Source organism: Saccharothrix sp. NRRL B-16348 (assembly GCF_001280085.1).
Lineage (GTDB): Bacteria > Actinomycetota > Actinomycetes > Mycobacteriales > Pseudonocardiaceae > Actinosynnema.
This window is the reverse complement of the sequence record NZ_LGED01000265.1, coordinates 25,951-33,212: the sequence shown is the minus strand read 5'-3', so window position 1 is coordinate 33,212 and position 7,262 is coordinate 25,951. Positions and strand designations below refer to the sequence as shown.

The window sequence follows — 7,262 nt, the reverse complement described above, 5'->3', positions numbered from 1 at the left end:
GATCCGGCTGATCGCCGAGGTCAACGTCGTCGGGTCGGCCTGCGTGCCCGCCGCGCCGTCGGTGCCGTTCGGCGACACGTACAACGCCGACGCCGGCGGGTTCGTGGTCGTCGTCGTGGTGGTCGTCGTGGTCGTGGTGGTGCTCGTCGTCGTGCTGGTGGTGGTCGTCGTCGTGTCACCGGTGGCCGGGGTGAACGTCCACTGCTTGGAGACGACGCTGTCGCAGGAGTTCTGCTGCACCAGCGCGCCGACCGCGGTGGAGCTGTCCTTGACGTTCATGCACTTGCCGCCGTTGGCGTTGACCACGCGGTAGTTGCTGCCGCTCGCGGTCACCGACCAGACCTGGCTGGAGCCGCCCGTGCACGTCTGCTGCTGGATCGCCTTGCCCGCGCTGGTCGACGCGTCCTGCACGCCGACGCACAGGCCGGTCGCGGCCGACGTGATCCGGAACCCGCCGCTGACCGCCGTCAACGACCACCGCTGCGCCGCGAGGTCACCGCACGCCTGCTGCCGCAGCTGCGTGCCGCTGGTCGACCCGGCGGCGTCCAAGCAGTGCCCGCCGGCGACGTTCTTCACGGTGTAGGTGCCCGCGCCGACCGCCGCCTGCGCGGGCGAGGCGAGGGGCCAGGCCGCGAGCGTCGCCGCCAACGCGGCGACGGCCGCCACCGCGACCAACCCACTGCGGACGACCCGCGGCCGTACAGCCCGCGTCATTGCGGGCTGCTCCGATGTGCTCATGCCGACTCCACTTCCAGACGACTTCCGACGGGGCTTTTCGCGCACGACCGGAACCGGCGAACTCCGCGCCGATTCACAAATATGACCGCCGGGCAGGGAAAGCTATTCCTCTTCGGATGCTAGGAGCTGCGGCACATCCGGTCAACGCCGCGCATTCGCCTTTCCACCGGAAAGAACGCGCTGGTCACACTCGTGAACAAATCCGACCCGCACCGGTCATGAATGTGAACAATCGGACCCCGGACACGCCGCTGCCCCCGGCCGACTGCGGTCGACCGGGGGCAGCGGGCGCGTTCGTCAACGGGTGGTGCAGAGCTTTCCGTTCAGGAAGTACTTCACCGGGTGCACGTTCGGGCCCTGGTAGCTGCCGACGAAACCGGCGGTGGTCGACGAGCCCGGCGCCAGCGTCGCGGTGCCGGCCACGGACACCTGGTGGCCGGTCTGGGACCAGGTGGCGTTCCAGCCGCTGGAGACCTGCTGCCAGGTGGTCGGCCAGGTGTAGGTGAGCGTCCACCCGGCGACGGGCGTCGTGCCCGTGTTGGCGATCTCCAGGTCGGCGACGAAACCGTTGCCCCAGTTCGCGCTCTCCCGGTAGGTCACCGCGCACGTCGACGTGGCCGGCGTGCCCGTGGTGAAGGTCAGCGGCGGCGAAGACCACGACACCCGGCCCGCGTTGTCGCGCGCCACCAGGTTGACCGTGTACTCCGTGCCGGGCGTGAGGTTCGCCGCGGTGAACGTGGCGCCGGTCGTCTCGCCCCACTGCTCGGTGTTCGCGCCGTCCACCCGGTGCACCTCGTACTTCACGCCGGCGGGCGGCGTCGGCCAGGACAGCGCGGCGGTGCGGTCGGTGACCGCGTCCAGCGCCGGGCGGGCGGGCGCGGCCGGGCCGGTCACCGAACCGTGCGGCCGGAGCACGAGCGTGGTGATCGAGTACGGCGGCAGCGTCGCCGTGGACGACGAACCGGTCGTGGTCGTGATGCCGGTGTCGCCGTTGGCGAAGGTCAGCACGGTCGCGTCGGCGGCGGCCGAGTAGCCCGCGAACCGCAGGTCGACGGTCTTGGCGGCGTCCGGGTCCTGGTTGATCAGCATCACCGCGAGGCCGCCGTCGGGCCGCCGGGCCGCGTGGCCGCGCACCAGCGGGTCGGTGGAGGCGGCCGTGACGAGCTGGTCGCCCGGCCGGGCGAAGCGGGACACCATCGAGATGGCGTGGTACGGCGCGAACGGCGTGTTCAGCGCGGGCTCGCACACCGTGCCGTCGGCGTTGCAGGTGCCACTGGAGAGCAGGCCGTAGTCGTCGTAGTCGGGGTGGCCCGCGATCTCCCGGACCTGGCCGATGCCGTTGTGGACGTTCCACCAGTCCACGTTGAACACGCCCTGGCCGATCATCGTCGCGTAGGCGTCGGCGGCGAACAGCGCGCCCGGCTGGGTGTTGCGGCCGTAGGAGGTGTTCACCTCGGTCAGCGCGATGCCGAGGTCCTTGCCCGCCAACCGGCGCGACTGCTCGCGCACCAGGGCGATCTGGTCCTTCACGCGGTCGGTCTTGGCCAGCACCTGCGCCGCGGTGTCGCCGCCCGGGTACCAGTGGATGATGCCGAAGTCGACCACGGGACCGGCGATCTCCAGCACGATCTCGTTCCACGACCCGCTGTCGCCCGCGGCGGCGATGCCGTCGGGCCACTCGCCCGGCGTGGTCAGCACCGCGCCGATCTTGATGGTCGGGTCGACCGCCTTCATCGCGGTGGCGTAGTCGCGGACCAGGGTGGCGTAGTAGGTCGGGCTCTTGCTGGGGTGGTGGTCCGCCTCCCAGCCCGAGCCGTAGTGGCCGTTGCCGTAGTTCTCGTTGCCGATCTCCCAGTACTTCACGCCGTAGTTCTTCTCGACGTTGGCGTAGCGGACCCAGGCCGCCGCTTCCTCGGCCGTGCCGGTGCCGTAGTTCGCGGTGACGATCGCCTGCCCGCCGGCCCGCCGCACACCGCCCATGAACGTGTCGAAGTCGGTGTTCGGCGCCACGTACCCGCCGGGCGCCGTGTGGTCGGCCCAGTGGTAGATGTCCGAGTACGAGCCGCCGGGGTAGCGCATCGCCTTCACGCCGGCGTCCTTGAGCAGGTCGGCGACGGCGTCACTGCCGAGGTTGGTGTCCCAGATGGCGTGGTTGACGCCGGTGGCGGCCTCGTCCACCACCTCCAACCCGGCCCTGGTGTTGACCGTGACGGTGGCGGTGGAGTCGGCCTGGGCCGGGGAGCCGGCGGTCAGCACGACCTGGGCGGCCACGAGCGCGGCGAGTGCCGGGAGCACGACAAGACGCGGTCTCATCAGAGGTTTCCTCATCGACGTTGATGAACTGGGAGCGCTCCCAAACTGTGCGGCGCGGTCCGGATCTTTGTCAATGACCAGGATCGAAGCGCTTCGCCGCATCGACCGATCGGTGGACCCCGGACCATCCCGGGTGGACGCGCGCGGTCCGTCGAACCGACGATTCGACGACTGCCCGTGCGCACGACGCTGAAGCCATGACGCAACCAAGGATCGCGGTGGGGCCGGTCGCCGCCGGGGAACGGTCGCTCGCGCCGGACCTGGCCCGCGGGGTGATGCTCGCCCTCATCGCGCTGGCGAACTCGGTGGTCTACCTCTACGGCCGCCCGTACGGCGTCCGGCAGCACATCGTCGAGGACGGCTTGCTCGACCGGGTGATCAGCGTGCTGGACGTGACCCTGGTCGACGGGCGCGCCTACCCGATGTTCGCCGCGCTCTTCGCCTACGGCGTCGTGCACGTGTACCAGCGGCAGCGGGCCGCCGGCGTGGACGACCTGGAGACCAAGCGGCTCCTGCGGCGGCGGAGCCGGTGGCTGGTCGTGTTCGGCGCGGTGCACGTGGTGCTGCTGTTCCCCGGTGACATCCTGGCGACGTACGGGATCCTGGGCTTCCTGCTGGTGACCTGGCAGCGGACGGCGGACCGCAAGCTGCTCACCGCCGCCGGCCTGTGGCTGCTCGTCGTGGCGCTGGCGCAGGGCGCCTCCGCGCTGCTCCCGCCGAGCGGCGGCGCGCGTTCCTACTTCCTCTCCTTCGAGACGGCGGACCCGCTCGCGGCGCTCGCCCTGCGGCCGGCGGAGTGGCTGCTGACGCCGTTCGGCATCACCGGCGTCGGCAGCGCGATCCTGATCGGCACGTGGGCGGGCAGGCGTCGGGTGCTCACCGAACCGGCCGCGCACCGGACCCTGCTGCTCCGCACCGCCGTGATCGGGCTGACGGCGGCCGTGGTGGGCGGGTTGCCGATCGGCTTGGCGGTGGGCGGCGTGTGGGAGCCGACGTCGGGGCTCGCGCTGTGGGGCGTCTCGGCGTTGCACGCGGTGACCGGGGTCGCCGGCGGTCTCGGGTACGCGGCGCTCATCGGGTTGGTCGCGCTCCGCGTCGGCGAACGGCGGGGACCGGTCGTGCGGGCGCTCGCCGCGACCGGCCAGTACTCGCTCAGCTGCTACCTGTTCCAGTCGGTGGTGTTCGTGGCGCTGCTGATGCCGTACACCCTGGGGCTGGGCGCGACGCTCGGCACCGCCGGGATCGCCGCGGTCGCGCTCGGCACGTGGCTGGTGTCCGTGCTGCTGGCCGACCTGCTCCGCCGCACGGGCAGGCGCGGTCCCGCGGAGGCGCTGTTGCGCCGCCTGACTTATCGCCGGCCAACGGAGAAGATGGCGGTGTGACGTCGGTGGAGGAACAGCTGGGCCTGCTGCGGGAACACCGGTGGAACCAGGCGTGGGCGCTGGCGCCGTTGGGCCTGCTGCTCCTGGCCTGCGCGGTGTCGGTGGCCACCGACACCGCGCGGGGCTGGTCGGACCAGGCCGCCACCCTGGGCATCGCCGTCGCTCTCGCGGTGTGGCACACCTGGTTCGTGGTGCTGCACCCGCAGTGGTGGGACCGCTGGGTGTGGCCGATGGTCGGGTACTTCGTCGGCCTGCTCGCGTTCACCTCCGCGTTGGTGCTGCGCGACGAGTCCTTCCAGCTGTTCGTCCCCATGTGCTACGTGCTCGCGTTCCTCGCGCTGCCGGGCTGGCCCGCGTACGTCGGCGTGGTCGCGGCGAACGTCCCGTGGCTCATGGTCCCCGGCACGGACCCGTCCCGGGTGCTGGTCAACCTCACCCTGAGCACCGCGCTGGCCGTGCTGGTCGGCGCCATGATCAGGGCGATGGAACGGGAGGCGATCCGCCGCCGGGAGACCAACGCCGAACTGGTCGCCGTGGCCGCCGAGAACGCCCGGCTGCACGGTCTCCTGGTCGAGCAGGCCAGGACCGCCGGGATCGCCGGTGAACGCGCGCGGCTGGCCCGGGAGATCCACGACACCGTCGCCCAGGGGCTGACCGGGATCGTCACGCAGCTGGAGGCGATCGACGAGCACGCCGTCCCGCCCGGCCCGGTGCGCTCGCGGCTGGAGATCGCGGGCGGCCTGGCGCGCACCAGCCTGGTGGAGGTCCGGCGCTCGATCGAGGCGCTGCGCCCCGGACCGCTCGAGGACGCGCGCCTGGGCGACGCGGTGCGTCAGGCCGTGACGACGTGGCGGGAGCAGTACGGCGTGCCGGCCACGTTCACCGTGACCGGGACGCCCCAGCCGCTGCACTCGGAGGTCGAGGTGACCGTCCTGCGCGCCGCCCAGGAAACCCTGTCCAACGTGGGCCGACACGCCTCGGCGGCACGCGTGGACGTCACACTCTCCTACATGGAGGACGTGGTCGTGTTGGACGTGTGCGACGACGGGAGCGGGTTCACGCCCGGGCAGGGCGGCGGCTTCGGGCTCACCGCGTTGCGGGAACGGGTGCGCGCGTTGGCGGGCGACGTCGACATCGAGTCCGCGCCGGGCGGCGGCTCGGCGGTCAGCGTCACCGTCCCGGCCATCGGGGTGGACCGGTGACGCCGCTGCGGCTGGTGGTCGTCGACGACCACCCGGTGGTGCGGGACGGGTTGCGCGGGATGCTCGGCACGCAGCCGGACCTGGACGTCGTCGGCGAGGCGGCCTCCGGGACCGAGGCGCTGACCGTGGTGGCCGCGGCCCGGCCGGACGTCGTGCTGACCGACCTGCGGATGCCCGACCCCAGCGGCGGCGTCCTCATCCGGCTGCTGCTGGAACGCGTGCCGACCACCCGGGTCCTGGTGCTCACCACCCACGACACCGACTCCGACGTGCTGCCGGCCATCGAGGCGGGCGCCATCGGCTACCTGCTCAAGGACGCGCCGCGCGAGGAGCTGTTCCGCGCCGTCCGGGCCGCCGCGCGCGGCGAGACCGTGCTGGCGCCGTCCGTCGCCGCCCTCCTGCTCACCCGGATCCGCCCCTCGCGCCCGCTGACCGAGGCCCGGCTGAGCGCGCGTGAACGCGAGGTGCTCGCGCTCGTGGCCGAGGGGAAGACCAACCGCGAGGCCGCGTCCCGCCTCTACATCAGCGAGGCCACGGTGAAGACGCACCTGCTGCACATCTACGCCAAGCTGGAGGTCACCGACCGCGCCTCGGCCGTGGCCGCCGCGTACCGGCGGGGCGTCCTGGACGGGTGAGTCACACCTCGGCGTCGAACCGCGCGCGTGCCCGCTCGACGTCGGCCATATTGACCGTGGTCCAGCGCAGGAGCGCGTCGATCAGGTCTTGCAGCGTCGTCCCGAGCGGCGTGATCCGGTACTCGACGGCGATCGGCCGCGAGCTCACGATGACGCGCTCGACCATCCCGTTGCGCTCCAGGCGGCGCAGCGTCGCCGTGAGCGACTTCTGCGTCACCGGGATCGCCCGGCGCAGCTCGTTGAAGCGCGAGGGCCGCTCGCAGAGCCGATCGAGCACCTGCAACGACCACTTGTCGAGCACCTGGTCGAGCAGTTCGCGGTGGGGCGCGGTGATCTGGGGGCTGTCGGACGTCGACGGCGCGGTTTCCTGCATGACACCTAGTCTCGTTGAAGTTCCCTTTGTGTACCAGGTAGACATTGGATACCACCTGCTACCAGTGTGAAGGGCTTCACCGTGACCGTGCAGTTGCTGTCCCCCGAGGGCATGTTCCAGCCCGTCCCCTACCACCACGTCTCGATCGCCACGGGCAGCCGCCACGTGCACGTCGCCGGTCAGATCGCGCGTGACGCCGAGGGGAAGCCGGTCGCCACCGGCGACCTCACCGGCCAGGTCGTCCAAGCCCTGCGCAACACCGCGCGCGGCCTGGCCGGCGCCGGCGCGGACTTCACCGACGTCGTGCGGCTCAGGTTCTTCGCCACGCGCTGGAGCCCGGAGAAGATGGACGACTTCATGGCCGGCATCGCGCAGGCCACCGACGAGCTGGGGATTCCGCAGCCGCTCCCGCCCGTGTCGCTCATCGGCGTCGACTACCTGTTCGAGCCGGACGTGCTCGTCGAGGTCGAGGCGTTCGCGGTGCTCGACTGAGCGCAGCCGCTTTCACGGCGGTGAAAGTGCGGGGAAAGCGTGCGGCCGACACTTCGACCCGAGGCCGGGGATGTTTCCAGGGGGGACCCCGCCTCGCTTCGGAGCCAAGAGGCTCCAGCCGCTGCAC

The 7,262-nt window shown here is 71.8% G+C and carries 7 protein-coding genes; 4 read left to right on the top strand and 3 right to left on the bottom strand.

The genetic code is table 11. The features are described from left to right. Positions 1-738: RICIN domain-containing protein (locus tag ADK67_RS44185; RefSeq protein ID WP_231648665.1), on the bottom strand; the 738-nt coding region annotated here is incomplete at its 3' end. 297 nt (positions 739-1,035) lie between these two features. Next, positions 1,036-3,051, bottom strand: a complete 2,016-nt coding sequence (locus ADK67_RS44180; RefSeq protein ID WP_053722596.1) for a cellulose binding domain-containing protein — start codon at positions 3,049-3,051, stop codon at positions 1,036-1,038. A 197-nt stretch (positions 3,052-3,248) separates the two neighbouring features. Here ADK67_RS44180 and ADK67_RS44175 point away from each other — a divergent pair, with 197 nt between their 5' ends. The 3 genes from ADK67_RS44175 to ADK67_RS44165 are packed head-to-tail and all read left to right on the top strand — an operon-like array spanning position 3,249 to position 6,270. Next, positions 3,249-4,433 carry a DUF418 domain-containing protein gene (locus ADK67_RS44175; protein WP_053722595.1) on the top strand — a complete coding sequence of 395 codons (1,185 nt, stop codon included), beginning with the start codon at positions 3,249-3,251 and terminating at the stop codon, positions 4,431-4,433. Next, complete coding sequence (locus tag ADK67_RS44170; protein ID WP_053722594.1) at positions 4,430-5,635, top strand: sensor histidine kinase; 1,206 nt, start codon at positions 4,430-4,432, stop codon at positions 5,633-5,635. The genes ADK67_RS44175 and ADK67_RS44170 overlap by 4 nt, the downstream gene beginning before the upstream one ends. Next, positions 5,632-6,270, top strand: a complete 639-nt coding sequence (locus ADK67_RS44165) for a response regulator (protein ID WP_053722593.1) — start codon at positions 5,632-5,634, stop codon at positions 6,268-6,270. Before ADK67_RS44170 ends, ADK67_RS44165 begins: the two co-directional genes overlap by 4 nt. Position 6,271: 1 nt before the next feature. On the opposite strand, the gene ADK67_RS44160 is transcribed toward ADK67_RS44165, so the two are convergent. After that, positions 6,272-6,643: a winged helix-turn-helix transcriptional regulator gene (locus ADK67_RS44160; protein WP_053722592.1), complete on the bottom strand. Its 372-nt coding sequence runs from the start codon at positions 6,641-6,643 to the stop codon at positions 6,272-6,274. An 81-nt stretch (positions 6,644-6,724) separates the two neighbouring features. On the opposite strand from ADK67_RS44160, the gene ADK67_RS44155 reads away from it, so the two are divergent. Then, the gene (locus ADK67_RS44155; RefSeq protein ID WP_053722599.1) at positions 6,725-7,135 is read left to right on the top strand and encodes a RidA family protein; all 411 of its coding nucleotides are present in this window, start codon (positions 6,725-6,727) and stop codon (positions 7,133-7,135) included. Positions 7,136-7,262 lie beyond the last annotated feature (127 nt).

Excerpts from the sequence above, each read along its gene's own strand:
- ADK67_RS44175 (WP_053722595.1), top strand. The coding sequence starts at position 3,249 with ATGACGCAACCAAGGATCGCGGTGGGGCCGGTCGCCGCCGGGGAACGG.
- ADK67_RS44180 (WP_053722596.1), bottom strand. The coding sequence starts at position 3,051 with ATGAGACCGCGTCTTGTCGTGCTCCCGGCACTCGCCGCGCTCGTGGCC.
- ADK67_RS44160 (WP_053722592.1), bottom strand. The coding sequence starts at position 6,643 with ATGCAGGAAACCGCGCCGTCGACGTCCGACAGCCCCCAGATCACCGCG.